The organism is Erwinia sp. 009765445, assembly GCF_058137865.1.
Genome location: NZ_JBYUWC010000010.1, coordinates 133,717 through 157,704, shown reverse-complemented (window position 1 = coordinate 157,704; position 23,988 = coordinate 133,717). Strand labels below are relative to the sequence as shown.

Sequence of the window (23,988 nt, the reverse complement as noted above, 5' to 3'; positions counted from 1 at the left end):
TTGAGAGAACATCATTATGAACATGCGTTTAACAGTATTAGCCGTTACCACAGCCTGCACATTTTCTCACGCTGCACTGGCTGCCGATAAGGGCACCATTATGATCATGGTGAACTCGCTGGATAACCCTTATTACGCCTCAGAAGCGAAAGGGGCGAACATGAAAGCGCAGGAGCTGGGATATAAAACTTCTGTTCTTTCTCACGGCGAAGACGTGAAAAAGCAGAGCGAGCTGATCGATGCGGCTATCGGCAAAAAAGTGCAGGGTATTATTCTCGATAACGCCGACTCCACCGCCAGCGTCGCAGCGATTCAGAAAGCCAAAGATGCCGGTATTCCGGTGGTGCTGATCAACCGCGAAATTCCGGTTGATAACGTTGCGCTGGAGCAAATCACCCACAACAACTTCCAGGCTGGTTCCGACGTCGCCAACGTTTTCGTCGAGAAAATGGGCGAAAAGGGCAAATACGCCGAGCTGACCTGCAACCTTGCAGATAACAACTGCGTAACCCGTTCCAAATCCTTCCACCAGGTGCTTGACCAGTATCCGGACCTGCAGAGCGTGGCGAAACAGGATGCCAAAGGCACGCTGATCGATGGCAAACGCATTATGGACAGCATTCTGCAGGCTCAACCGGATGTGAAAGGGGTGATCTGCGGCAACGGGCCGGTAGCGCTGGGTGCCATTGCCGCGCTGAAGGCAGCAAACCGTAGCGACGTGATCGTGGTCGGCATCGACGGCAGTAACGACGAACGTGACGCGGTGAAAGCCGGTTCGCTGAAGGCTACCGTGATGCTGCAGGCCCAGGCTATTGCCGCGCAGGGCGTAACCGACCTCGACAACTTTATCCAGAAGGGCACCAAACCCGAGAAGCAGCGCGTGATGTTCCGCGGCATTCTGATTGGGCCGGATAACGCCTCTAAGGTGCAGGATTTCAATTACAAATCGTAGTTGGTGTTGTCGTGATACTGCTGCACCCCTGCGGGGGCGCAAAGGAGAGAAAGTATGTCCAGGCGAGTCTGGCTGGCAATCGCGGTACTGGCCCTGGGTGGCTGCCGTATTGTGTCACAACAGGAATTAGCCGACCTGAAAAATCCGCCTAATCCCAAAATGGCGAATATCGCCAGCACTTACCAGCATGCGATTGTGCCGCAGGTGCTTAACGACGCCAAACCGCTGGGCGAGGTGATGAAGGATCTGGCCGCCGTGAAAGATTTCGACAGCGCCTGTAAACAGTTTGGCTATCGCAGCCAGGAAGAGAATCCCTGCGTGTTCACCGTCAAAGTGAATGGCACTGTCGCCAGCGTTAACACCACATCCCGCAGCGGAAAGATGACGGTGAAAGATGCCAGCGGCCAGGATGTGGCCGTGCAGATTGGCCCCATTATTCGCGGTACCGCGCTGCGTGACGTTTATAAAGGCGTGAGCTATCAGGACTTTAATGACCAGGTGATGTTTGGCGACTACGGCAAGGCGATTAACGCCCTGGCCTCGAATGAGGTGATCAAGCTGCAGCCGAAAGTCGGCGACCGGGTGGAAGTTGACGGCGTGTTCAGCAGTTGGGACGTACCGCAAACCGCTCCAGATATCACCCCGGCCCGTGTCGTTCGTCAATGAGGAGTGCACCATGGCGCACAGTGAAGCAGATGTCCTGCAGCCAGCCAGCGAACAGTCCGAAGTCATTATAGAGACACGTAATGTGTCGCGCATTTACCCCGGCGTCACCGCGCTGGACCAGGTGGATTACCGCGTGTATCGCAACAAGGTCAACGTGCTTATCGGCGAAAATGGCGCGGGCAAATCAACCATGATGAAAATGCTGGCCGGGGTGGAAGTGCCGTCCTCGGGCCAGATCCTGCTGGATGGGGAACCGGTCACGCTGGGGTCAACACAGCAGGCGGAAAAGCACGGGATCAGCATTATTTTCCAGGAGCTGAACCTGTTTCCCAACATGAACGTGATGGACAACATCTTTATCGGCAACGAGTTTTTCCAGCGTGGCGTGATTAACGAAAAGTACCAGTACCAGCTGGCAAAGGCGCTGCTGGAGAGGCTGGAGCTGGACGTGGATCCTTACGCCTCGCTGGGAGAGCTGGGCATCGGCCATCAGCAGCTGGTGGAGATTGCCCGGGCGCTGTCCAAAGATACCCGCGTGCTGATTATGGATGAGCCCACCTCGGCGCTCAGCCAGTCCGAAGTGAAGGTGCTGTTTAACGTCATTGCCGCACTCAAGCGCCGTGGCGTCACCATCATTTATATCTCTCACCGGCTGGAAGAGCTGATGGAAATTGGTGACCACATTACCATTTTCCGCGACGGCAAGTTTATCAGCGAGCGTGAAGTCCGTGATGCCAGCGTGCCGTGGATTATTGAGCAGATGGTCGGTGACAAGAAAAAACACTTCGATTATCAGGCTGCGGTTCAGGGCGAGGAAATGCTGGCAGTCGACGGGTTGACCGCGCTGGCGCAGAACGGCGGATACAAGCTTAACGATGTCTCCTTACGGCTGCGTAAAGGCGAAGTGGTGGGGATTTACGGTCTGCTGGGGGCCGGGCGTACCGAACTGTTCAAGGGCCTGATTGGCCTGATGCACTGCCAGAGCGGCAGCGTAACGCTGAACGGTGAGTCGCTGGATAAACGCAACTTCCAGCAGCGTCTGAAGCGTGGGATCGCGCTGGTGCCGGAAGACCGCAAGGGCGAGGGCGTGGTGGAGCTGATGTCGATCAAAACCAATATGACGCTCAGCGACCTCAGTCTGCGAGGGTTTCGCCGGGCGCTGAACATGCTGCGGCCACAGCAGGAAGAGACGCGGGTCAATGAGATGATCCAGCGGCTGGCTATCAAGGTCAGCGATGCCGAACTGCCGATCACTTCCCTGAGCGGCGGCAATCAGCAGAAGGTGGTGCTGGGCAAGGCGCTGATGACCAGTCCGGAAGTGGTGCTGCTCGACGAACCGACGCGCGGTATTGACGTCGGGGCGAAAACGGACGTTTACCACCTGATTGGCACCATGGCACAGCAGGGGCTGGCAGTGATGTTTTCGTCGTCGGAGCTGGATGAGGTAATGGCGCTGGCCGACCGCATTCTGGTGATGGCCGACGGCAAAATCACCGCCGACTTATCCCGGGCCGAGGCAACGCGCGAAAGGCTGATCACCGCCTCCACTCCCCACGATTAATTTGCCGATGCCGCCTCTGGCGTTGAGGAAAACATTATGAATCAGAAATACCTGCTCTATATGTACTTGCTGAAGGCCCGAACCTTTATTGCGCTGTTAATCGTGATTGGCTTTTTCAGCGTGATGGTGCCGAATTTTTTAACACCGTCTAACCTGCTGATCATGACCCAGCACGTGGCGATCACCGGGCTGCTGGCTATTGGTATGACGCTGGTGATCCTGACCGGCGGCATTGACCTGTCGGTCGGCGCGGTCGCCGGGATCTGCGGCATGGTTGCCGGGGCGTTGCTGACTAACGGGGTACCGATCTGGGGCGGTGAGGTGCTGTTCCTCAACGTGCCGGAAGTTATCCTGGTTGTCGCCATCTTCGGCGTGATTGTCGGCCTGATCAACGGTGCGGTGATCACCCGTCTGGGTGTGGCTCCGTTTATCTGTACGCTCGGCATGATGTATGTGGCGCGCGGTGCGGCACTGCTGTTCAACGACGGTAGTACCTACGCCAACCTGGTAGGGATGCCGCAACTGGGTAACACCGGATTCGCCATTCTCGGCTCCGGTACCATCCTCGGTGTTTACATCCCGATCTGGCTGATGGTCGGCTTCCTGTTGCTGGGTCTGTATATCACCCGCAAAACCCCGCTGGGCCGCTATATCTACGCCAGCGGCGGTAACGAGTCAGCCGCCCGGCTGGCCGGCGTGCCGATTGTCAAAGTGAAAATTTTCGTTTATGCCTTCTCCGGTCTCTGTGCCGGTCTGGTTGGGCTGGTGGTGGCTTCACAGCTGCAAACCGCGCACCCGATGACCGGTAACATGTTTGAGATGGATGCCATCGGCGCAACGGTGCTGGGTGGTACGGCGCTGGCGGGTGGGCGCGGACGTGTGTCCGGCTCGATTATCGGTGCCTTCGTGATCGTCTTCCTCGCCGACGGCATGGTGATGATGGGCGTCAGCGACTTCTGGCAGATGGTGATTAAAGGCCTGGTGATCGTCACCGCCGTGGTTATTGACCAGTTCCAGCAGCGTTTGCAGAGCAAAGTGGTGCTGATGCGTCGTCATGAAAAAAAGCAGGCGGCCGCGCCGCTGTCTGAGGTGAGTCATGGCTAGAGAGCTGATTATCGCCCTCGACGAAGGGACAAGTAACGTCAAAGCGGTGGCAATTGATGCCCGCGGGCAGGTGGTCAGTAAGGCGTCCCGGCCGCTGACGGTGGAGACACCGCAGCCTGGCTGGGTGGAACAGGATGGCAGGGTGCTGCTGAGTGCTTCCCTGACGGTGATCCGCGAAGTGATCGACCACGTCGGAGAGAACCGCATCGCGGCTTTGGCAATCAGTAACCAGCGGGAAACGGCGATGGGCTGGGAGCGGGCAACCGGCCAGCCTGTGGCCCCGGCGCTGACCTGGCAGTGCTCGCGCTCCGCGGCATTTTGCGAACAGTTGCGGCGCGATCTGCAGGACGAGCTGATCCGCTCGGTGACTGGTCTGCCGATTGCTCCGCTGTTTTCCGGTTCGAAAATGCGCTGGCTACTGGATAACACCGCCAACGGTATTGAGCGGGCGGTCAACGGTGAGATTTGCCTGGGTACGATTGATTCCTGGCTGTTATGGCACTTCACCGGCGGCAAGCAGTTCCGCTGCGACACCTCGAATGCCGCCCGTACCCAACTACTGAACCTGCAGACCGGCGACTGGGATGAGGTAATGCTGGCGCTGTTTGGCATTCCTCGCGTGGCGTTGCCGGAGATCCGTCCTTCCAGCGGCCTGTTCGGAACCACTCGTGGGCTGAGCGGTATCCCGGATGGTCTGCCGGTGATGGCGATGATCGGCGATTCCCACGCCGCGCTTTACGGCCACGGGCTGGGCGCGCCGGGGGGCGTAAAGGCCACTTATGGCACCGGTTCGTCGGTAATGGCACCTTTGCTCACGCCAGATACCAGCATTACTGAACTGGCGACCACCGTGGCCTGGCATGACGGCCAGCAGCTGGTTTACGGGCTGGAAGGCAATATCCCGCACACCGGCGACGGCGTGGCGTGGATGGCGCAGGCGACCGGCTTAACCGACGGCAAAGGCCAGGTGCTGAGCCGGGCACTGCATGAACTGCCCGCCAGTATCGACTCCACGCTCGGCGTTTACTTTGTGCCCGCATTGACCGGCACCGGTGCCCCCTGGTGGGACGATCAGGCGCGCGGTGTGGTCTGCGGCCTGAGCCGTGGCGTGACGCCAGCCCATCTGATCCGGGCCTCGCTGGAGGCGATTGCCTACCAGATTGGCGATGTCATCAATGCCATGCGTCAGCATCCGGGGTTCCAGCTGGCGACGTTGATGGTGGACGGCGGCCCGACGCAGAACCCGTGGCTGATGCAGTTCCAGGCCGATCTGCTGGGTGTTCCGGTCGCCCGCAGCACCACGCCGGAACTCTCCGCCCTCGGAGCCGGACTGCTTGCACGCCGGGCGCTGGAGAAGTTAAAAGACCAGCAGTTGTTATCGCTGTTGCCAGAGCACGATCGGTGGCTGCCCGACGAGGTCCGCCATCACTTATTGCAGCACGCCTGGCAGGGCTGGCGCGACGCGGTTCAGCGAACGCTCTGGCAGCCAGGCACTCAGACAACTAAGGGAGCACAGTATGAATCGTAATTTCCAGGGGAAAACCGTGTTGATCACCGGTGCCTGTCGCGGGATTGGTGCCGGGATCGCAGAACGCTTCGCCAGTGATGGCGCGCAGCTGGTAATGGTATCCAACGCGAAACGGGTGTTTGAAACCGCCGAAAAGCTGAAGAGCGCTTACGGTAGTGACATTCTGGCGCTGCAGGTTGATGTGACCGATGAAGGTCAGGTGCAGGATCTTTATCGTCAGGCCGCAGAGCGCTTCGGCACCATTGATGTTTCCATTCAGAATGCCGGAGTGATCACCATCGACTACTTCGACAAAATGCCGAAGTCAGACTTCGATAAAATCCTCGCCGTCAATACCACCGGCGTGTGGCTGTGCTGCCGTGAAGCGGCAAAATATATGGTGAAGCAGCAGTACGGCAGCCTGATCAATACCTCTTCCGGTCAGGGACGTCAGGGCTTTATCTACACGCCACATTATGCGGCCAGTAAAATGGGCGTTATCGGCATTACCCAGAGCCTGTCGCAGGAGCTGGCCCCCTGGAACATCACCGTGAACGCCTTCTGTCCGGGTATTATTGAAAGCGAGATGTGGGATTATAACGACCGCGTGTGGGGCGAAATCCTCAGCAGCGAGGAGAAGAAGTATGGCAAAGGGGAGCTGATGGCGGAGTGGGTGAAGGGGATCCCGCTGAAGCGCGCCGGGCAGCCGCAGGATGTCGCCGGGCTGGTGGCGTTCCTCGCGTCCGATGATGCCCGTTACATCACCGGACAAACCATTAACGTCGACGGTGGCCTGATCATGTCCTGATCGACCACCGATCAAAGTAAACCGTCAAACGCTGACGTCAGGCATGCTTATGCGCTGACGTCAGTCGTTACTGAACCGACCAATCAGTCCGGCCGCACCCAGCGTATGGCCTTTTAGCTGTTTGAGTAACTCATCGCGCGTCAGTCCGGGCTTCAGGCTGTTCACCGGAAGATCGGTGGCAATCAGCGTGAAGTTATAGTGATGCTGGCCACTGCCTGCAGGCGGGCAGGGACCGTAATAACGGAATGTCCCGGGACTGTTTTTGCCGCCGGTATAACCTTTTCCGTCCGTCAGCTCACCCTGAGCAAAATTGTTACGTTGCGCCGGAATGTTATAAGCCACAAAGTGGTTCACTCCCAGCCCTTTCGCTCCCACCGGGTCGACAATCGTCAGTGCGTAACTCTTCGTTCCTTCCGGAGGGGAAGTCCAGCCTAAAGCGGGTGAGACGTTCTCACCGGTACAGCTGGGATTGCCTTTCGCCGCACCAGCAAACTTTGTTGCCAGCACATCGTTATCGTTAAAATCAGGCGAACTCAGGCTGAGCACGGGCACTTGCGCTGCGCTGGTGGCAGCAGAAACGCCCATTAGCAGCGCCACAGAGAGCAGGGTTTTCTTCATTGGAACCTTCCTGTTAAAAGGGATGCAGGCAAAGTCTGGTTGATAATTACGCGATGCGCCAGTGGGTTACACCTAAATGCACTCTAAACCGCAGGGATTACGGGATGATCCCAGGCGGGCAAAAGTGTTAAGCTGATCGTATATCAAATTTGTGAGCCATCTTCCATTTTTAAAGCTAATGCCATCTTGCCAGCTGGCAATTAATGAGGTTATGAGAAGAGTCCAAACGTTTTCCATACTTTATCGCAGCCTGGCGCTGCTGATCCCGGTGACCGTTGGTCTGCCCTCGGCGCAGGCACTGACAACGGACACCCGCGTTGCCGATGCTCCTTTTGACAATCCCGCCCGTTTCACCAGCCAGTTACCCTCGCTTGGCAGCACCCCTGAGTCCGATTCCACGCTGGAAAAACGTGTGGCGGAAGCCATGAGAAGTATCGGAGAAGCCAGCATGAACAGCGATGACGATAAATCGCTGGGGAATGAAGCGGGTCAGTGGGCGTTTAACCATTTCCGTGATGAGGCGGCGCAACGGGCGGAAACCGAGGGCAAAGAGCTGCTCTCTCCCTATGGACGTGCCAGCCTCTCACTGATGGTGGATACGCGCGGAAACTTCGACGGCACCTCGGCGCAGCTGGTGACGCCCTGGCAGGATAACTACCGCTATCTGACCTTCAGCCAGTTGGGCGTACAGCATACCGATTATGGCCTGGTGGGCAATGCCGGACTGGGCCAGCGCTGGCTGACGGGGGACTGGCGGCTGGGTTATAACGCTTTTGTCGACGATCTGTTTGAGTCCAGTCAGCAGCGCGGCTCGCTTGGAGCAGAAGCCTGGAGCCACTTCCTGCGCTTCTCGGCCAATTATTATCAGCCCCTTTCCGGCTGGAAAAATCGTTCTGACACCTCGCAAATGCGCATGGCGCGTGGCTATGACATTACCACCCAGGGCTACCTGCCTTTTTATCAGCAACTGGGGGTTTCCCTCAGCTATGAGCAGTATCTGGGGGACAACGTTGATCTGTTTAACAGCGGCACTTATGGCACCAATCCGTCGGCCGTCGAACTGGGCGTCAGCTATACTCCGGTGCCGCTGTTTACCGTGACCGCCTCGCGGAAAACAGCGGATACCGGTGAAACTCAGGATCAGTTTGGTCTGAAAATGAATTATCAGATTGGCGTGGCGCTGAGTAAACAGCTGTCGGCCGATAACGTTGCGGCCGCCCGTTCACTCAGCGGCAGCCGTTATGATGTGGTGAGTCGCAATAATTCACCAGTGATGGAGTTCCGCCAGCGTAAAACCCTGTCGGTTTTCCTCGCCACGCCGCCGTGGCAGGTGCAGCCGGGCGAAACGCTGCCGCTGATGCTACAGATCCGCAACAGCAACCCAATCACCGATATCCGCTGGCAGGGCGATACTCAGGCGCTGAGCCTGACCACGCCGGCGAGTAAAACGGATGCGCAAGGCTGGAGCATCATTATTCCTGCATGGGATAACTCGGTGAATGCCAGCAACGAATATCACCTGTCAGTGACGCTGGTGGACAATAAACAACAGCGAGTGACCTCAAACTGGATCACCCTGAAGCTGGTGCAGCCGGTGACGCTGCAAAATAGTCAGTCCGACCAGTATGACCTGATGGTTCCCTGACGGAGCTGTGCGGTGGTGGCCACACTTCTCTCTCCTGCGCCGGGAGCCGGGGCCGCCTCCTTTTGCCACAGGTGTTAGACTGAAGTCACCAGGGCAAAAGGGGAAACTATGAAAACTGGCTTCGCATGTAAATTTCTCGGTGAAGATCTGAAACAGGTCTTTCCTTTCAGGGCCACTACCCGCACGCGGTTTCTCGGCCTGGATCACAACCAGCGGTTCGCACTCCTGCATGACATCACCCAACACAATCTCAACGCGCTTTATCAGGTGCTGGAGCAACTGGCCGCGCTGCCGGAAGATCGCCGCATGTTCAGAATCGGCAGCGATTTACTGCCGCTGTATACCGTACCGGAAGCCAGAGAACTCTTCGGGGCCTTTTTAAAGGATTTCCATCCACAGTTTGCCCGCTGCGGCGAGCTGGCGCGGACAAAGCAGATCCGCCTCTCTTTTCATCCCGGACAGTATTCCGTACTGGCGTCAGACAATCCCGCAGTGGTGGAAAGGGCGCTGGAAGATGTGGAATATCATGCCCTGTGTGCCACGTTGATGGGTTATGGCCGGACCTTTCAGGATTTCAAAATCAATATTCATATGAATGGCAAAGGTGGATTTGCAGGCTTCAGCGAGGCTTTTGGCCGGCTGAGTCCGGAAGCGAGGCTGATGCTGACCGTCGAAAATGACGAGATTTCCTGCTCGCTGGATGATGTTCTGCAGGCCAGAGAACTCTACCCGGTGGTGCTGGATATCCATCATCACTGGGTAAAGGAAAATGCATTTATTCAGCCTGACGATCCGCGGATTGAGTTAATCAAAGAGTCATGGCGGGGAGTCAGACCTGTTCTGCACTATTCCATCTCACGTGAGGGATTGATCCCTGAACAGGGCTTCCCGGACCGGGATGCTCTGGGGGGCCCGGCTACAAAATTACGGGCGCATGCGGATTATTACTTCAACGACACCCTGAACGACTGGGCATTATCCTTCACTGATTTCGATATTATGTGCGAGGTGAAAATGAAGAATCTTGCCCGGGACCGGCTGGCTGCATACAGCCAGCAGAAACGTTAAGGATAAGTACTGATGAGTCGCATTGTCGTGCTGCTCAGGTTCAGCGGGTGACCCGACGGCATACAGACCAATAACCAAAAAAGAACGAAAATAACCCTACCCAGAAAGCCACGCTTGAAAAGCTGGCAAAAATTTATGATTGCCGGGTAACTCAGCTGACGCTGGTTTGATAACCGATTAAAGATCCCTGAACGCAGGCGAACTTATTCGCCCTGAAAGAACAGAGCCCCTGAATGCACAAACACTCAGGAGGCTCTTAAGGCGGGGATCATCAGAACTGGTAGGTCAGACCCACGGCAGTGATATCGTCGGTTTTCAGCCCCAGTGGATTGTTGTCATCCAGCTGGTTGATACGGTATTCCGCATAGGCCAGCATGTTCTTGTTGAAGTAGTAAGTGCCGCCGACGCTGACATATTTGTAGATGTCGGCGCTGCCAATGTTTTCAATATCCTTCCCACGGGAGACAACATAAGCCAGTGAAGGGCGGAAGCCATTCAGGAACTGGTACTGTGCCACCACTTCAAAATTCTGCGCTTTGTTAGCGAAACCGCCGGTAATTGGGGTGGCGTTGCGCGTTTCTGCTTACATTGCTGCCAGATAGATCTGGTTGGCATCGTATTTGGCTGCCGTTGACCACAGTTCGGCGCGATCGCTGTCACCGCGTAACGCCAGATTTTGTGCTTCGGTGCGATCGATATTGGCATAAGTTGCCACCAGTCCCAGGCCGAAGTCGGCATTGTATGCCACGGAAGTGGCATAGCCATCTCCGTTGGAGCGGCGAACGGCATCTGCACCGCTGCGCTCGTTTTTGCCCTGATATTGGGCCGCCACGCTCAGTCCTTCCACCAGGCCGAAGAAATCGGCGTTACGCCAGGTTGCCACGCCGGTAGAACGGCCAGCCAGGAACGCATCGGTGAAGCCTGCATCACCACCAAATTTTGGCAGCATGTCGGTGTAGCTCAGTGCATCATAAATCAGGCCATAGTTACGGCCGTAGTCGAAGGAGCCCGCCTGCCCGAATTTCAGACCAACGAAGCCCAGACGGGTTTTGTTGCCAGCCTGCGCGTCAGCGCCTTCAGAGTTATTGACCTGGAACTGGTACTCCCAGCGGCCATAGCCGGTGAGCTGGTCGCTGATCTGGGTCTGGCCTTTGAACCCCAGTCGGGTGTAGGAAACGTCGCCGTTATTGGCCGTGTCAGAAGAGATAAAGTGACCCGCGTTAATTTTGCCAGTCAGATCGAGTTTGTTGCCGTCTCTATTATAAATTTCGGCTGCGTTGACACTGCTGAACCCGAGAAGGGCAGGGATAACCCATGCCAGTAAATTGCGCTTCATCATTAATTACCCTGTTCATTATTTATATTATCGACGTCGAAATGCGTCGTGAAAGAAAATTACACAGCTTGATGTGTCATAAAAACTAAATAGTTATAACTAATTAAGAATTATCGTCATTTGCTATGGTCAGAGGCATTTATTTTCATCCTGCATGTATTTTTCTTATTTATTAGTAAGATTATCTTATGGTGTATTGTTATTGTATCTGGCTGATTTTATGTTGAATTATCATTTTATTTTACTAAGTGATAACATTTTTTCAGCGAAACTTCGCTATGGCGGTAATTTTTATTGATTAATTATTTCTCAATAACAAAATAATTATATCGTTAGTCATAAAACAGTTTTAACTGTTCCTGGTAACTGAATATTTCATGATTTTTCTGTATAAATAAAAGCCATTTTAAAAATGATTTATCGCGTGATAATACAGAGAGTTCTTAATGATTAAATTAATTAGTTGGTAAATTATCCTTCTACTTGATAGCGGTGTTATTCACTGGCCCTGACATTATTCCCTGCGTGAAAGCAGAGGGATTTAAACCTGTGTCAGCTTAATACTGCTATTAATTCCTCACGCACAGTGAAATCCCCTCTCAGGATTGAACGCTAACATCTTTTGCGGAGTTTGCTTCAGGCTTTTTTGCTCTTTATCGGTGCGTGGCGCGCCAAAAAGGTGCGCTAAATGCCTCTTTTTGCGACCAAATTTCAGGAGCGATCACAAAAGCGATATTTTATTTTCCCATTGCATAATTCTTCTCTTTTTTATTCGGTAAACCCGCTCGGATCACGATGCTATTCACTTTTTATGCATTTTAAGTGAATGGAGAGGGTATCTAACTTATTGATATTCTGTGTTACTAACTGGTTTATGCAATTTTATCGCTGGCTGGCACGAACCGTGCAATTTACAGTGGAGGCGTAATGAATCTTTTTATTAACACTTTATCAACTTAATGATTACCTGCCAGTGGGCAGGACTAACGGGGCCGTCATGCAACCAGAAGTTACTCGCCAGAATTTTGATCAGTGGATCGTTCCAACCTATATTCCGGCCAGCTTTGTGCCGGTGCGGGCGGAAGGCTCCACGCTGTGGGATCAGCAGGGCAACTCTTACATCGACTTTGCGGGCGGCATCGCGGTTAATGCGTTGGGCCATGCTCATCCTGACCTTCAGCAGGCATTGCAACAGCAGGCAGCGCTGCTCTGGCACACCGGCAATGGCTACACCAATGAACCGATCCTGCGCCTGGCGAAGCAGCTGATTGATGCCACCTTCGCCGACCGGGTGTTTTTCTGTAACTCCGGGGCGGAAGCTAACGAAGCCGCGCTCAAGCTGGCCCGTAAAGCCGCACATGATGCTGCCGGTGATCAGAAGAGCGGGATTGTGGCGTTTAAAAATGCCTTCCACGGACGCACGCTGTTTACCGTGTCAGCGGGCGGACAACCGGCTTATTCAAAAGATTTTTCGCCATTGCCGGGCGGTATTCAGCACGCGGTCTATAACGACCTCGCTTCGGCGGCGGCGCTGATCAATGACCAGACCTGTGCGGTGATTGTCGAGCCGATTCAGGGCGAGGGCGGCGTGGTTCCTGCGGAGCCAGCCTTCCTGCGGGGCCTGCGTGAACTCTGTGATAAGCATCAGGCCGTGCTGATTTTTGATGAGGTGCAGAGTGGGGTCGGCCGTACCGGATCGCTGTATGCCTACATGCGCTACGGTGTGACGCCGGACGTACTGACCACCGCCAAAGCACTGGGTGGTGGTTTCCCCATTGCGGCCATGCTGACCACGGAAAAACTGGCTGGTGTGTTAAATGTCGGCACTCACGGCACCACCTATGGCGGTAACCCGCTGGCTGGCGCGGTGGGGGGCAAAGTGATGGAGCTGATCAACCGTCCTGAAGTGATGGCGGGAGTGGCGTTACGTCACCAGTGGTTTGTGGACGGCCTTAACGACATCAACCAGCGCCTGCATCTGTTCAGCGAAATCCGCGGGCTGGGCCTGCTGATCGGTTGCGTACTGAATGAAGACTACAGCGGCAAGGCCAAACTGATTAATCAGGCGGCGGCCCGTGAAGGGCTGATGGTACTGATTGCCGGGGCCAGCGTGGTGCGCTTTGCGCCGTCGCTGATCATCAGCGAGCAGGAAGTAAAAGAGGGCCTGGCCCGCTTTGAAACAGCCTGCCGCGCCGTGATTGAAGGGGCCGGATCATGATGGTCATCCGTCCTGTTGAGCGTGACGATCTTGCTCAACTGATGGCTCTCGCTGGAAAAACCGGCGGCGGGTTGACTTCTCTGCCTGCCGACAGCGCCACGCTGTCCGCGCGTATTGATCGCTCAATCCTCACCTGGCAGGGCGTGCTGCCGCGGGCAGAGCAGGGTTATGTGTTCGTACTGGAAGACGGTGAAACGCAACAGGCGGTGGGCATCTGCGCCATAGAGGTGGCCGTGGGGTTGCAGGATCCCTGGTACAACTTCCGCGTTGGTACTCAGGTTCACGCCTCAAAAGAGCTGAACGTCTACAATATGCTGCCGACGTTGTCGCTGAGCAACGATCATACCGGCAGCAGCGAACTTTGCACGCTGTTCCTCGACCCGAAATACCGCAACGGCAAAAATGGCTATCTGCTGTCGAAGTCCCGCTTCCTGTTTATGGCCGCCTTTCGCGATCGTTTTATGCAGAAGGTGGTCGCTGAAATGCGTGGCTGGATCGATGAACAAGGCCATTCACCATTCTGGGAAAGTGTCGGCAGCCGTTTCTTCTCTATGTCCTTCAGTGCGGCAGATTACCTGTGCGGCACCGGGCAGAAATCTTTTATCGCCGAGCTGATGCCTAAGCATCCGTTATATATAGACTATCTGTCGCCCGACGCGCAGGAAGTGATTGGCAAAACCCATCCGCAGACCTCGCCAGCCCGTGCGGTTCTGGAAGCGGAGGGATTCAGGTATCTCAATTACGTCGACATCTTCGACGGTGGCCCGACGCTGGAGTGCGATATCGATCGCGTGCGGGCGATCCGTAAGAGCCGAGTGTTACCGGCCAGCATTGGCGCAGAGCAGGACAGCAATCATCCTTTATGCCTGGTGGGCAACGAGCGCTATGACGATTTCCGCGTGGTGCTGCTCAATGTTGATCCACAGGGAGAAAGCCTGGCTATCACCCCGGAACAGGCAAAAATTTTACGCTGCGGGCAGGGTGATCTCCTGCGCGTGGTGACATTATCAGGTTCGGAGAAAAAAGCATGACGCACTGTATAAACGGACAATGGCTGACCGGCGGCGGTGAGAATTTTAACAAACTCGAACCGGTCAGCGGAGCGCTGCTTTGGCAGGGTAAGGCTGCCAGTAAAGGCCAGGTTTCTTCCGCCTGCGAAGCGGCCCGCGTCGCGTTTCCGCGCTGGGCACGTCGTCCTTTTGCTGAGCGCCAGGCGATTGCGGAAAAATTTGCCGCGCTGCTGGAAAAGAACAAAGAAGATTTGACGGTAACCATTGCGCAAGAGACCGGTAAACCACGCTGGGAAGCGGCGACGGAAATCCAGGCGATGATCAACAAAATCGCCATTTCCGTAAAGGCTTATCATGCGCGTACGGGGGAAACCCTGACCGCTGACAGCTCGCTGCGCCACCGCCCGCATGGCGTGATGGCGGTATTTGGTCCCTATAATTTTCCAGGACATCTGCCGAACGGGCATATCGTTCCTGCGCTGCTGGCGGGCAACACGGTGGTCTTTAAGCCCAGCGAACTGACGCCGGTCATTGCGGAAAAAGTGGTAAAGCTGTGGCTCCACGCCGGTCTGCCGGGTGGCGTGCTGAATATGGTGCAGGGCGGTCGCGATACCGGCCAGGTACTGGCGCAGGATCATGAAATTGACGGCCTGTTGTTTACCGGCAGCGCCAGCACGGGTTACCAGCTGCACCGGCAGTTTGCCGGACGGCCGGATAAAATGCTGGCGCTGGAGATGGGTGGCAACAACGCGCTGATTGTGGAAGATCCTGAAGATATTGATGCGGCGGTGAATATCGCTATCCAGTCCGCTTTTATTACTGCCGGGCAGCGCTGTACCTGCGCCCGCAGGATGCTGGTGAAGCGTGGTGCAACAGGGGATGCTTTCCTTTCCCGTCTGACTGAGGTTGCAGAAAAAATTCGTACCGGTCGCTGGGATGATGAGCCACAGCCGTTTATGGGCAGCGTGATTTCGCTGCAGGCCGCAGAGCGGATCTTCAGCGAGTGGCAGGCGCGGGTCGATGCTGGCGGCAAAGTGCTGCTGCCGATGCGCTGGCCAGCACGGGACAGCGCCATTCTCACTCCCGGCATTATTGATGTCACCACGCTCAAAAACGTACCGGATGAAGAGGTGTTTGGCCCGCTGCTGACGGTCATTCGCTACGATGATTTCGATCAGGCCATTCGTCTGGCAAACGCCACGCGCTACGGTCTGTCACTCGGTCTGATTTCCGGCCAGCGTGAACTGTTTGACCGTCTGCTGATTGAGGGGCGTGCGGGGATTGTCAACTGGAACAAACCGCTGACCGGTGCGGCCAGCAGTGCCCCGTTTGGCGGCATCGGCGCTTCCGGTAACCACCGCGCCAGCGCATTCTATGCAGCGGATTACTGCGCATGGCCGATGGCTTCGCTGGAGAGTGCCGATCTGTCGTTACCCGTGACGTTGTCACCTGGTCTGGACTTCGGCCAGTCGGAAGGTGAGCAATGAACACCCGTGAAGCGAATTTTGACGGACTGCCCGGGCTGACTCACCACTATGCCGGGTTGTCGTTTGGTAATGAGGCATCCACCCGCAATCAGCATCAGGAGTCGAATCCCAGGCTGGCAGCGCAGCAGGGTCTGCTGAAAATGAAGGCCCTGGCAGATGCCGGTTTCGTACAGGGAGTGATCCCGCCGCATGAGCGACCGAACGTGGCCGCTCTGCGGCAAACTGGTTTTACTGGCACAGATGCACAGGTGGTGGAAAAAGCCTTTCGCCAGGCACCGCAATTACTGTCAGCGGCCAGTTCCGCCTCGGCGATGTGGGTAGCCAATGCGGCTACCGTTTCCCCTTCGGCGGACAGCGCCGATGGCCGCGTGCATTTCACCGTGGCCAACCTGAACAATAAATTCCACCGGGCAATGGAAGCACCGACAACCGGAGCTTTATTGCGCGCAATCTTCCGCGATGCTGAGTATTTCAGCGTGCATGACGCATTGCCGCAGGTGGCGATGTTTGGTGATGAAGGAGCCGCCAACCACAACCGTTTCAGTAACGGTTACGGCGAACAGGGTGTACAGCTGTTCGTCTATGGTCGTGAAGAGCGAGCCAGTGGGCTGGTTCCTGCACGCTATCCTGCCAGACAAACGCGCGAAGCCAGTGAAGCCGTTGCCCGCCTGCATCAGCTTGATCCGCAGAAAACCGTCTTTGCCCAGCAGAACCCGGCGGTGATCGATCAGGGAGTTTTCCACAATGATGTGATTGCCGTCAGCAACCAACAGGTGCTGTTCTGCCATCAACTGGCGTTTTTGCATCAGCCCGAACTGCTGGCGACGCTGCGGGAAAAAATACCCGGTTTCACGCCAGTGGTCGTGCCGGACAACCGCGTCAGCGTGGCGGATGCGGTGTCGACCTATCTGTTCAACAGCCAGCTGCTCAGCAAACCAGACGGGAAAATGCTGCTGGTGTTGCCGGAAGAGGCACGCAGGCATCCGGGCGTCTGGCGTTACCTGTGCGATCTGGTAGAAAGCGGCGGGGTTATTGATGAGCTGAAGGTCTTTGATCTGCGTGAAAGCATGTTCAACGGCGGCGGCCCGGCCTGTCTGCGTCTGCGGGTGGTGCTTAACGAAGCGCAGCAGGCAGCGGTCAATCCTGCGGTGATAATGGACGATCGACTATTCACCACGCTGAACGGCTGGGTGGAAAAACACTACCGCGATCGCCTGCGGCATGAAGACCTGGCCGATCCACAATTGCTGAAGGAAGGAAGGGAAGCGCTGGACGAACTCACCAGGCTGCTAAACTTAGGGAATGTATACCACTTTCAACAGTAAACACGGAATCAAGAGTGCGTTGTGATACTGTGCGACGCACCTTGCCATTTTCGAAGGAGCCGAAATTCATAATAAGGAGAATGCATGCAGGATTTACTGAAACAAACCCTCTCTGGAGAGCCACCCGCAAAGTTTTCAGGCCGCAACGACCAACTGAGCTGGCAGTGGCTGGATGACGGGATCCTCGAACTGACCCCGGTCAATGCGTCATCGCTGGCGCTGGTTATTTCTGCCGGAGTTCACGGCAATGAAACCGCTCCGGTAGAAATACTCAATGAACTTGTCAGTCAGCTGTTAGCCGGTGAGCGCCCATTGCTGCCCCGGCTGCTGGTGATCCTCGGCAACCCAATGGCTCTTAGAGAAAACAAACGCTACCTGCGCTGCGACGTTAACCGGCTGTTTGGCGGCCGCTGGCAGCAGTATGAGGACTCGCCGGAAGCCCGCCGGGCCTGGCGGCTGGAACAGGCCATGGAGACCTTCTGGCAGGCGGGTAGCAGCGATGAAGTTCGCTGGCATCTGGATTTACACACTGCCATTCGTGGCTCCTGGCATACCCGCTTTGGCGTGATGCCGTTGCGAGAAACGCCGTGGCCGGAAGATTTTTTGCACTGGCTGGCGGCGGCCGGTATGGAAGCGCTGGTGTTTCATCGCGCACCGGGCGGCACTTTCACGCACTACAGCTCTCAGCTTTTCAACGCCGCCAGCTGCACGCTGGAACTGGGCAAAGCTTTACCCTTCGGCCGCAACGATCTGAGCCAGTTTGCGGCGGCCAGGGATGCGCTGGCGGCGATTCTGTCCGGTGATGCACTTCCTCAATATGCTGAAGAACCGGTACGCTATCGTGTCTCACAGCAGATCACCCGCCTCTCAGGAGCCTTTGTGCTGCATATGAGTAATGACACGCTTAACTTCACCGCGTTTCCGCAAGGCACGCTGCTGGCTGAAGATGGCGAAAAGCGATACTTCGTGCAGCAGGCGAGGGAATATGTGATGTTCCCCAACCCCAATGTGGCACCGGGCCAGCGGGCAGGGTTGATGCTGGTGGAAGATAATGCCCATAATGAGGCAACCGGCGCAGGTTAATGTCGTCCGGCAGTCCAACGGCGTAAAGGTTATTTCCCGGCCGTAGTTATTTTAAACGTACTTTGCCTGGCGTTACCCGTTATGGTTATTTCACCGCCAGGCGAAAGCCTGTTTTGCACTTACTTTATCCTTTCCCAATACTGTCACTTGTATTACACTTCTCCACAATCTCTGCATTAACCGCTTTAAATTCATATTTTTTTGCAATTCCTCACCATAATCTTCGCATTCTCTCCATGATTGGCGCGTTTTTGTCTTTTATGCTTTCAGGGTTTTACCAACCCTCTGAGTAATTGACGTTCAGTACAATAAACTTGTTTCCGACATCGCGACATAGCGTCGCCATTGAACTGAAAGATAAGGACACTATTATGCGTAAATTCACTTCTCTTGTTGTTGCTATGACTCTGGCTATGGGCGCTGCGAATATCGTTCACGCTGCGGCTGATAACATCACCCCAGCACCGGCCGGTGCAGACAAACCAATGATGCATAAGCCACCGCGTCACCATGGTCCGCAACACGAAATGTTTAAAGGTCTGAATCTGACCGACGCGCAGAAACAGCAAATGCATACCATCATGAAAGATGCACACAAGGATATGAAACGTCCTTCACTGGAAGAGCGCCGTACCATGCACAGTATTATTGCTTCTGACTCCTTCGACCAGGCGAAAGCCGAAGCGCAGGCCAGCCAGATGGCGGCGAACGGTAAGGATCGTGCGCTTAAAATGATGGAAACGCAGAATAAAATGTATAACGTGCTGACGCCTGAGCAGAAGAAACGGTTCAATCAGAACTTTGAGAAACGTCTGACTGAAAAGCCGCGTCATGAAGGTAAAATGGCCCCTGCAGAAGGTTAATCGCTTCGCTGCCAGACTAAATTGAGACCGCCGACGTTGTTCACAATGGCCATGATGCCGTGGACAGCGCCGGCGGTTTTATTTTGCCGCTCAGGAGAGCGGGATGATGGGGAATTTACCACTGATCACCGGGCGGCAGAGGATCTTGTAACCATCACTGTCAAAGCCCTGCGGCGTTGAGGTCAGATCGCTGGCTGAGGCGATATCGGTCACTGAGCCCAGATAGAACCAGTTATTAATGATGTGGATTTGCGTCTGCAACGCACCTTCCTCCACCACGCCCACTGCACCTTCCCACGGCCAGCACTGTACGCGGACTTTTTCCAGCGCCGCCAGCAAACGCTGGTGATGTTCCTCCACCGACTCCCGGCCACAGCAGGCACCAGCACAGCGGCCGAGGCTGGACCTGAAGCATGCACGGTCCTTGCTGAGATTCTCCAGCCCCAGCAATCCCAGGCAGAGACTCTGCTCATCGGCGATTTTTTGCAGTGTTTCCAGCGCCGAGCGGCGGCTGGAATAGAGGCCAAACAGATTGAGCGTATGGGAGAAATCCACCTCTTTGGCATAGACCACGGCGGGCTTCATCCCGCTGATGTGCAACGAGCACAGCTGGCGGTTTTTGCGCAGGCGCTTATTAAACAGCGGCTGCTGGTTTTTGATCATCTGTGCTTCCAGCAGCAGTGCGCCCAGCTCTCCGGCGGTGGTAATAAAGGAGACGTGACGAGCCTGACGCAGCATTCTGGCTTCGTCAGCGGTGCGAAAGTGGGACATCACCCGGCTGCGAATATTCACACTCTTGCCGATATACAGCGGCATAGTGTCGCTTTCGCCGTGAAAAATATAGACGCCGGGCAGGGAAGGCAGCCCTTCGAGCGAAGGGCGCAGATGCTCGGGATACTGATAAATCGCCGCCGGTTCAAACTCCAGGCGGTGGCTTGCTGTACGTCTTACCACATTGCACTCCGATTACTGGTTACTTGTACAGTGTAGCAGGCGCGCAGTAGAGAAAAAAGAACCAGTCAGCGCGTGGCCCGCCAGCAAATCAGCGAGCCTGCCGTCACCATCGCCACGCCCTGCCAGAAGCTGAATGACGGCGTGAGCTGTAGCCAGAGGGAAGCCAGCAGCGCGGAGAAGACCGGCGTAAAGTAAGAAGCCGTTGCCAGCAGCGTCATATTACCGTGCTGAATGCCGGTGTTCCACGCGGAGTAGGCGATTGCCGTTGAGGCCGCCATAAACAGCGCTTCCAGCACCACGCCGATGCTGAACTGCATCGGCTGTGGCTGGCCGGCAATAAAGAATTTTGCCCACAGGACGAGGGCGGTGATCACAAAAAACAGCATGACGCCGCTCTGGCCTTCTGCGTACCGGCGGGTGACGTTGTTGTACAGTGCCCAGGCGAAAGCGGCAAAAAACGCCAGGCCATAGGCCAGTGGATTATCCATAATGTTGTGCCACAGCAGCAGTGGCGTCCAAACGCTGTCGCCCTTAAGCACCCAGACGATCCCGCCCAGCGCCAGCGCCAGGCCCGGCCACAGCAACCAGCGAAAGTGCTGACGATTAAGGGGGATGGCGAAAACGATGGTCAGGCTCGGCCACAGATAATTGATCATCCCCAGCTCAAGCGCCTGTGGACGGTTATGGGCCAGCCCGATCGACACAGCAAGGCAGATTTCATAGCTGACAAACAGCAGGCCGCCCAGCCACAGATAGCGGGCAGGAAGATTGCGCCAGGTCGGCAATCCTCGGGCGAGGCAGAGGAACACCGCGCTGGCACTGTAAATCAACGCCGCGCCGCCGGTAGCACCGAGAGATTCAGAAATGCTGCGGATTAACCCGACGGTGGTGCTCCATAAAACGATGGCGCAGAGCCCAGTCAGCGTTGCGCGTTGCGGTGTCAGTGCCATGAGTTCCCTCTGACAAAAAAAAGGGCGCCTGCAACAGCGCCCGTTGATACTTTGTGGGGTTATTTTTTCCAGAAATTGTCGAAAACGGTAATCGGCGGACGGCGCTTGTGCTCCGTTTTCAGATACCAGCCCTCAATAATTTTGGCGGCTGCGGCATCAATGGTCTGGCCTTCGAGGTAGCGATCGATCATCTCGTAAGTCACTCCCAGCGCCACTTCATCCTGCAGGCCCGGACGGTCATCTTCCAGATCGGCGGTAGGATGCTTGAGATAGAGATGCTCAGGGCAGCCCAGTTCTTTCAGCAGTTTTTTCCCCTGGCCTTTGTTCAGGCGGAAGATCGGGTTGATATCGGTGCCACCATCGCCATACTTGGTGAAGAAACCGGTCACCGCCTCGGCTGCGTGGTCGGTGCCTACCACCACGCCAGAGGTCATCCCGGCGATGCTGTACTGCGCCTTCATACGTTCACGGGCTTTTTCATTGCCGCGAATATAATCCGACAGGCTGATGCCCGCATCGCGCAGAGCCTTCTCACTGGCCAGGACGGCCTCTTTGATGTTGACGGTCAGCACGCGGTCCGGCTTGATAAAATCAATCGCATCCTGGCAGTCCTGCTCATCGGCCTGTACGCCATACGGCAGGCGTACGGCGATAAATTGCAGGCTCTGGTCGCCGGTTTCCTCGCGCAGTTCGCTGATGGCGGTCTGGCTCAGTTTGGCGGTCAGGGTGGAATCCTGGCCGCCGCTCAGGCCGAGTACCAGCGTTTTGATAAACGGATACGTTTTCAGGTAGGACTTCAGAAACTCAACGCTGGTGCGAACTTCCTGCTTCACGTCAATGGTGGGTTTGACGCCCAGCGCGTCGATAATTTCCTGTTGCAGAGCCATTTACCTCTCCTCAGAGTCAGTGCCTGCCCGGCAGGGCAGTGACGAAAACATTTGCATTAAAACTAACTCGCCAGGCGCGAAACAACAAGATTCAATCCGGTTGTTTGCACGCCTTTTGCTGATTAATCAGACGTTTTCGGTTTTTGCGCCAGCAAAGTGAACATCACAATTGCCAGCATATAGCAGCCGAAGATGGTGGCGGTCATGGTCAGCACCGAGGTGCCGCCAATGCCGGTAACCGGAACCGAAATACCGCCCAGCGTAAACATGGTCACCCCCAGCACCGCTGAGGCGCTGCCTGCACGATGGCCCTGGCTTTGCATCGCCAGCGAGGCCGCTGCCACGCCGACCGCACCGTTACTGGCTACGCTGAAGAACAGCGCCACCAGCACAAACGGCAGCGCCGCGCCGCTCAGCCCGGTGATCAGCAGGCTGGCGGAAGAGACAAAAGCCATAGTCAGCGCGCCTCTCAGCACGCGATATTCACCCCAGACCGGGCTGAGACGCGCACTGGTTTGTGATGCAAGAATCAGACCGAGGCCATTGGCCGCGAAGCAGAAACTGAAAGCCTGTGGCGAAAGGCCATAGATTTGTTGCAGCACAAACGGCGACGCGCCGATGTAGGCGAACATCCCTGACATCATAAAACCCTGGGTCAGGCAGAAGCCCATAAACGGCCGGTGTTTGATCACCTGGCCCAGCGCGGCCCAGGCGGAGAAAATAGTGCCCTGGCTGCGACGTTCCGCAGGCAGCGTCTCATGCAGCTTCACTTTTGTCAGAATAAACAGCAGCACGGCAATGGCAGCGATCACCATAAATAAGCCACGCCAGCTGAGCAGGGCCATTAAAGCGCCGCCCATAACCGGTGCAGCAATCGGTGCCAGGCCGTTCACCAGCATCAGTAACGCGAAGAAGCGGGTTAAATCGTGGCCGCTGTACATATCGCGGGCAATGGCGCGTGACAGGACCGCACCGCCAGCGCCGGACAGACCTTCAAAAAGGCGGGCCAGCAGTAACTGATTGATATTTTGAGCCAGCGCACAACCCACTGAAGCGATCAGCAGCAGCACCAGTGAAATCAGCAGCGGGCGGATACGGCCATATTTGTCACTCATTGGCCCGAAAATTAACTGCCCAAAACCCAGACCCACCAGCCCGGCCGTCAGGCTGAGCTGCGCAGTGGCGGTGGGGGCATCCAGCTCTTTCGCCAGTGAAGGCAGAGCCGGAAGATAGAGATCGATGCAGAGCGGCCCGAGAGCGGCCAGCAGGCCGAGCGTGATGGCGTAGCCAAGGCGATTGGGATGTGCAGGTGTCATTTTTCCTCTGTCTTAAAAAGCAGATCGTTGAACTGTTGATATAAGGAGTACAGGCGCTTCGCTGACGCTTTCTGTGGCGTCAGGCGTCGCCATGATGTGCCTTCCGTCAGCACAGCAAGGATTTCCACGCAGGCGCGGATATGCTCATCGCTGAATTGCGGATGGTCTCGTTTAACATTCAGGCAGGCATGGGTGAACATCCGGTTATCCGCTTCAATCATCATTGCCGCAACGATCGGATTGCGGGTGGCTTCTGCGGCCACTTCCATCATCAGCGCTTCATCGTCTTCATTCAGCGCGTGTCGCCAGGCCAGCATTTTTGGCAGGCTGACGGCGGCGGTCTCTTCCATATGGACCAGCCGGGTGTCGATGATGCGCTTGACCATCTCTTCGATAATCGCGTTTTTACTGGTGAAATAGCGGTAAATCTGACCGACGCTGAGGCGAGCTTCCGCTGCCAGCTGTGCCATGCTGGCTCCGTGAAAGCCGTGCTGGCGAAAACAGCGACGGCCAGCGGCAATGATCTCATCTTTCCGCTGACGATGGCGGGCATCCCGGGCTTCACCTGACGTATTCATACTTACCTCATTCTGCAGGCTGCTCATCGCCGGGGAGCCGTGTGGGTTTCCG

20 protein-coding genes and 1 pseudogene are annotated in these 23,988 nt (G+C 56.0%); 14 read left to right on the top strand and 7 right to left on the bottom strand.

All coding sequences use genetic code 11. The features are described 5' to 3' along the window. Positions 1-16 precede the first annotated feature (16 nt). From AC3Y5R_RS13115 to AC3Y5R_RS13090, 6 genes are read left to right on the top strand one after another with little or no spacing between them, the layout of a single operon-like run. Positions 17-952, top strand: coding sequence for a D-ribose ABC transporter substrate-binding protein (locus AC3Y5R_RS13115; protein WP_489921703.1), 936 nt, complete (start codon positions 17-19; stop codon positions 950-952). 54 nt (positions 953-1,006) lie between these two features. Then, positions 1,007-1,618, top strand: coding sequence for a DUF2291 family protein (locus tag AC3Y5R_RS13110; protein ID WP_489921702.1), 612 nt, complete (start codon positions 1,007-1,009; stop codon positions 1,616-1,618). 10 nt (positions 1,619-1,628) lie between these two features. Then, on the top strand, positions 1,629-3,179 hold the full coding sequence (locus AC3Y5R_RS13105; RefSeq protein ID WP_489921701.1) for a sugar ABC transporter ATP-binding protein: 1,551 nt from the start codon (positions 1,629-1,631) through the stop codon (positions 3,177-3,179). Positions 3,180-3,215: 36 nt separating this feature from the next. Further along, a complete protein-coding gene (locus AC3Y5R_RS13100) occupies positions 3,216-4,283 on the top strand; it encodes an ABC transporter permease (RefSeq protein WP_489921700.1) in 1,068 nt (355 codons plus the stop codon). Then, complete coding sequence (locus AC3Y5R_RS13095; protein ID WP_489921699.1) at positions 4,276-5,811, top strand: FGGY family carbohydrate kinase; 1,536 nt, start codon at positions 4,276-4,278, stop codon at positions 5,809-5,811. Before AC3Y5R_RS13100 ends, AC3Y5R_RS13095 begins: the two co-directional genes overlap by 8 nt. Further along, complete coding sequence (locus tag AC3Y5R_RS13090; RefSeq protein ID WP_489921698.1) at positions 5,801-6,598, top strand: SDR family oxidoreductase; 798 nt, start codon at positions 5,801-5,803, stop codon at positions 6,596-6,598. The genes AC3Y5R_RS13095 and AC3Y5R_RS13090 overlap by 11 nt, the downstream gene beginning before the upstream one ends. 60 nt (positions 6,599-6,658) lie before the next feature. Here the strand turns inward: AC3Y5R_RS13090 and AC3Y5R_RS13085 are convergent, their stop codons facing one another. After that, positions 6,659-7,216 (bottom strand): YbhB/YbcL family Raf kinase inhibitor-like protein, encoded by a 558-nt coding sequence (locus AC3Y5R_RS13085; RefSeq protein ID WP_489921697.1) that lies wholly within the window; start codon positions 7,214-7,216, stop codon positions 6,659-6,661. 211 nt (positions 7,217-7,427) lie between these two features. On the opposite strand from AC3Y5R_RS13085, the gene AC3Y5R_RS13080 reads away from it, so the two are divergent. Beyond that, positions 7,428-8,861: a YchO/YchP family invasin gene (locus AC3Y5R_RS13080; protein WP_489921696.1), complete on the top strand. Its 1,434-nt coding sequence runs from the start codon at positions 7,428-7,430 to the stop codon at positions 8,859-8,861. A 108-nt stretch (positions 8,862-8,969) separates the two neighbouring features. Continuing rightward, positions 8,970-9,929 (top strand): apurinic/apyrimidinic endonuclease family protein, encoded by a 960-nt coding sequence (locus AC3Y5R_RS13075; RefSeq protein ID WP_489921695.1) that lies wholly within the window; start codon positions 8,970-8,972, stop codon positions 9,927-9,929. A gap of 271 nt (positions 9,930-10,200) precedes the next feature. On the opposite strand, the pseudogene AC3Y5R_RS13070 reads toward AC3Y5R_RS13075, so the two are convergent. Beyond that, positions 10,201-11,268 (bottom strand): annotated as a pseudogene (locus AC3Y5R_RS13070) (porin). 994 nt (positions 11,269-12,262) lie between these two features. Between AC3Y5R_RS13070 and AC3Y5R_RS13065 the strand changes: the two are divergent. From AC3Y5R_RS13065 to spy, 6 genes are all read left to right on the top strand, one after another. Then, complete coding sequence (locus AC3Y5R_RS13065) at positions 12,263-13,483, top strand: bifunctional succinylornithine transaminase/acetylornithine transaminase (protein ID WP_489921694.1); 1,221 nt, start codon at positions 12,263-12,265, stop codon at positions 13,481-13,483. After that, on the top strand, positions 13,480-14,514 hold the full coding sequence (astA, locus tag AC3Y5R_RS13060; RefSeq protein WP_489921693.1) for an arginine N-succinyltransferase: 1,035 nt from the start codon (positions 13,480-13,482) through the stop codon (positions 14,512-14,514). Before AC3Y5R_RS13065 ends, astA begins: the two co-directional genes overlap by 4 nt. Continuing rightward, positions 14,511-15,980, top strand: a complete 1,470-nt coding sequence (gene astD / locus AC3Y5R_RS13055) for a succinylglutamate-semialdehyde dehydrogenase (RefSeq protein WP_489921692.1) — start codon at positions 14,511-14,513, stop codon at positions 15,978-15,980. Before astA ends, astD begins: the two co-directional genes overlap by 4 nt. Beyond that, complete coding sequence (gene astB, locus AC3Y5R_RS13050; protein WP_489921691.1) at positions 15,977-17,305, top strand: N-succinylarginine dihydrolase; 1,329 nt, start codon at positions 15,977-15,979, stop codon at positions 17,303-17,305. Before astD ends, astB begins: the two co-directional genes overlap by 4 nt. A gap of 84 nt (positions 17,306-17,389) precedes the next feature. Then, complete coding sequence (astE, locus tag AC3Y5R_RS13045; RefSeq protein WP_489921690.1) at positions 17,390-18,388, top strand: succinylglutamate desuccinylase; 999 nt, start codon at positions 17,390-17,392, stop codon at positions 18,386-18,388. A gap of 371 nt (positions 18,389-18,759) precedes the next feature. Beyond that, a complete protein-coding gene (gene spy / locus AC3Y5R_RS13040; protein WP_489921689.1) occupies positions 18,760-19,251 on the top strand; it encodes an ATP-independent periplasmic protein-refolding chaperone Spy in 492 nt (163 codons plus the stop codon). Positions 19,252-19,341: 90 nt separating this feature from the next. On the opposite strand, the gene cho is transcribed toward spy, so the two are convergent. The 5 genes from cho to AC3Y5R_RS13015 all read right to left on the bottom strand — a co-directional run bounded on the left by cho (position 19,342) and on the right by AC3Y5R_RS13015 (position 23,936). Continuing rightward, entirely contained in the window at positions 19,342-20,205 is an 864-nt protein-coding gene (gene cho / locus AC3Y5R_RS13035; protein WP_489921688.1) for an excinuclease Cho, read from the bottom strand. Between the two features lie 65 nt (positions 20,206-20,270). Next, positions 20,271-21,155 (bottom strand): aromatic amino acid DMT transporter YddG, encoded by an 885-nt coding sequence (gene yddG / locus AC3Y5R_RS13030; protein ID WP_489921687.1) that lies wholly within the window; start codon positions 21,153-21,155, stop codon positions 20,271-20,273. Positions 21,156-21,214: 59 nt separating this feature from the next. Further along, complete coding sequence (gene nadE / locus AC3Y5R_RS13025) at positions 21,215-22,042, bottom strand: NAD(+) synthase (protein WP_489921686.1); 828 nt, start codon at positions 22,040-22,042, stop codon at positions 21,215-21,217. Positions 22,043-22,164: 122 nt separating this feature from the next. Continuing rightward, positions 22,165-23,358, bottom strand: coding sequence for a multidrug effflux MFS transporter (locus AC3Y5R_RS13020; protein WP_489921685.1), 1,194 nt, complete (start codon positions 23,356-23,358; stop codon positions 22,165-22,167). After that, a complete protein-coding gene (locus AC3Y5R_RS13015; protein ID WP_489921684.1) occupies positions 23,355-23,936 on the bottom strand; it encodes a TetR/AcrR family transcriptional regulator in 582 nt (193 codons plus the stop codon). Before AC3Y5R_RS13015 ends, AC3Y5R_RS13020 begins: the two co-directional genes overlap by 4 nt. Positions 23,937-23,988 lie beyond the last annotated feature (52 nt).

Excerpts from the sequence above, each read along its gene's own strand:
- nadE (WP_489921686.1), bottom strand. The coding sequence starts at position 22,042 with ATGGCTCTGCAACAGGAAATTATCGACGCGCTGGGCGTCAAACCCACC.
- AC3Y5R_RS13080 (WP_489921696.1), top strand. The coding sequence starts at position 7,428 with ATGAGAAGAGTCCAAACGTTTTCCATACTTTATCGCAGCCTGGCGCTG.
- AC3Y5R_RS13105 (WP_489921701.1), top strand. The coding sequence starts at position 1,629 with ATGGCGCACAGTGAAGCAGATGTCCTGCAGCCAGCCAGCGAACAGTCC.
- AC3Y5R_RS13110 (WP_489921702.1), top strand. The coding sequence starts at position 1,007 with ATGTCCAGGCGAGTCTGGCTGGCAATCGCGGTACTGGCCCTGGGTGGC.
- AC3Y5R_RS13115 (WP_489921703.1), top strand. The coding sequence starts at position 17 with ATGAACATGCGTTTAACAGTATTAGCCGTTACCACAGCCTGCACATTT.
- AC3Y5R_RS13090 (WP_489921698.1), top strand. The coding sequence starts at position 5,801 with ATGAATCGTAATTTCCAGGGGAAAACCGTGTTGATCACCGGTGCCTGT.
- astA (WP_489921693.1), top strand. The coding sequence starts at position 13,480 with ATGATGGTCATCCGTCCTGTTGAGCGTGACGATCTTGCTCAACTGATG.
- AC3Y5R_RS13100 (WP_489921700.1), top strand. The coding sequence starts at position 3,216 with ATGAATCAGAAATACCTGCTCTATATGTACTTGCTGAAGGCCCGAACC.
- astE (WP_489921690.1), top strand. The coding sequence starts at position 17,390 with ATGCAGGATTTACTGAAACAAACCCTCTCTGGAGAGCCACCCGCAAAG.
- AC3Y5R_RS13020 (WP_489921685.1), bottom strand. The coding sequence starts at position 23,358 with ATGACACCTGCACATCCCAATCGCCTTGGCTACGCCATCACGCTCGGC.
- yddG (WP_489921687.1), bottom strand. The coding sequence starts at position 21,155 with ATGGCACTGACACCGCAACGCGCAACGCTGACTGGGCTCTGCGCCATC.
- AC3Y5R_RS13075 (WP_489921695.1), top strand. The coding sequence starts at position 8,970 with ATGAAAACTGGCTTCGCATGTAAATTTCTCGGTGAAGATCTGAAACAG.
- AC3Y5R_RS13095 (WP_489921699.1), top strand. The coding sequence starts at position 4,276 with ATGGCTAGAGAGCTGATTATCGCCCTCGACGAAGGGACAAGTAACGTC.
- AC3Y5R_RS13085 (WP_489921697.1), bottom strand. The coding sequence starts at position 7,216 with ATGAAGAAAACCCTGCTCTCTGTGGCGCTGCTAATGGGCGTTTCTGCT.
- AC3Y5R_RS13065 (WP_489921694.1), top strand. The coding sequence starts at position 12,263 with ATGCAACCAGAAGTTACTCGCCAGAATTTTGATCAGTGGATCGTTCCA.
- astB (WP_489921691.1), top strand. The coding sequence starts at position 15,977 with ATGAACACCCGTGAAGCGAATTTTGACGGACTGCCCGGGCTGACTCAC.
- spy (WP_489921689.1), top strand. The coding sequence starts at position 18,760 with ATGCGTAAATTCACTTCTCTTGTTGTTGCTATGACTCTGGCTATGGGC.
- AC3Y5R_RS13015 (WP_489921684.1), bottom strand. The coding sequence starts at position 23,936 with ATGAATACGTCAGGTGAAGCCCGGGATGCCCGCCATCGTCAGCGGAAA.
- astD (WP_489921692.1), top strand. The coding sequence starts at position 14,511 with ATGACGCACTGTATAAACGGACAATGGCTGACCGGCGGCGGTGAGAAT.